A 1,544-nucleotide genomic window follows, 5' to 3' on the forward strand; every position below is an offset into this window, starting at 1 on the left:
ACCCGAAGTCGGTGAGGTAACCGCAAGGGGCCAGCCGCCGAAGGTGGGGTAGATGATTGGGGTGAAGTCGTAACAAGGTAGCCGTATCGGAAGGTGCGGCTGGATCACCTCCTTTCTATGGAGAATCGCTTCCTGCAACGGAAGCATTCAAATAGCTAACTCAGGTTAGCGAACTTACTCACTCGTTGGTCAGTTTTGAGAGTTCAAACTCTTATGCGTTTGGTGATGATGGCGGAGGGGTTCCACGCGTACCCATCCCGAACACGGCCGTTAAGCCCTCCAGCGCCGATGGTACTTGGACCGAAGGGTCCTGGGAGAGTAGGACGTTGCCAAGCGCAACCCGTTTTTGGGTTCACAAATAAATATTCCTGTTATGGGCCCTTAGCTCAGTTGGTTAGAGCGCACCCCTGATAAGGGTGAGGTCGGTGGTTCGAGTCCACTAGGGCCCACCATATATCCCATAACGAGCATCATGTTTTACGGGAGTCCCGAGAAATAATCGGAATTGCCTTCGTAGCATGGCGTCATTTTTGGGGTTTATTTTGGGGCCATAGCTCAGCTGGGAGAGCGCCTGCCTTGCAAGCAGGAGGTCAGGAGTTCGATCCTCCTTGGCTCCACCATACTTTATCATTTCCAATACTTACTGGTTGAACGGTAAGGCGGGGGATGATAAGATAATCTTCCGCCGGTGAAACGGCGAAGAAATTGATCCTTGAAAACTGGATAACGAAACGAATTTGCGTTTTAGAACAATCCTTTTAGCTGAACTTGTGTCAAAACAAGTATCAATTAAGGTAGTGATTGCGAAGGCTTTGTGCCAGAGCAAATGGTTAAGCTACTAAGAGCACACGGAGGATGCCTAGGCGCTAGGAGCCGAAGAAGGACGTGGCGAACAACGAAACTGCCTCGGGGAGCTGTAAGCAAGCATCGATCCGGGGATATCCGAATGGGGAAACCCGGCTAGGGTAATACCTAGTCACTCATCACTGAATCCATAGGTGGTGAAGAGGCATACCAGGGGAACTGAAACATCTAAGTACCCTGAGGAAGAGAAAACAAAAGTGATTCCGTCAGTAGCGGCGAGCGAACGCGGATTAGCCTAAACCAGAGAGCTTGCTCTCTGGGGTTGTGGGACGTCTCACATGGAGTTACAAAAGCTGAGGTTAGACGAACAGGTCTGGAAAGGCCGGCCAAAGAAGGTAAAAGCCCTGTAATCGAAAGTCTTAGCCCTCCGAGACGGATCCCGAGTAGTGCGGGGCACGTGAAACCCCGTATGAATCTGCCAGGACCATCTGGTAAGGCTAAATACTCCCTAGCGACCGATAGTGAAGCAGTACCGTGAGGGAAAGGTGAAAAGCACCCCGGAAGGGGAGTGAAATAGAACCTGAAACCGTGTGCTTACAAGAAGTCAGAGCCCTGTTTATGGGTGATGGCGTGCCTTTTGTAGAATGAACCGGCGAGTTACGTTTGCAAGCAAGGTTAAATCGAGAAGATGGAGCCGCAGCGAAAGCGAGTCTGAATAGGGCGATTATAGTTTGTAGGCG

Annotated in this window: 2 tRNA genes and 3 rRNA genes; all 5 read left to right on the top strand. The window is 50.8% G+C overall.

Annotated elements, in window-relative coordinates:
* Positions 1-115: ribosomal RNA gene (locus ACLD72_RS32120) — 16S ribosomal RNA — on the top strand; the annotation flags it as partial.
* Positions 116-218: 103 nt separating this feature from the next.
* Positions 219-335: ribosomal RNA gene (gene rrf / locus ACLD72_RS32125) — 5S ribosomal RNA — on the top strand.
* Between the two features lie 40 nt (positions 336-375).
* Positions 376-452, top strand: a tRNA-Ile gene (locus ACLD72_RS32130).
* A gap of 92 nt (positions 453-544) precedes the next feature.
* Positions 545-620, top strand: a tRNA-Ala gene (locus tag ACLD72_RS32135).
* A gap of 208 nt (positions 621-828) precedes the next feature.
* A 23S ribosomal RNA gene (locus tag ACLD72_RS32140) occupies positions 829-1,544 on the top strand; the annotation flags it as partial.

It is taken from the genome of Paenibacillus lacisediminis (genome assembly GCF_046567315.2).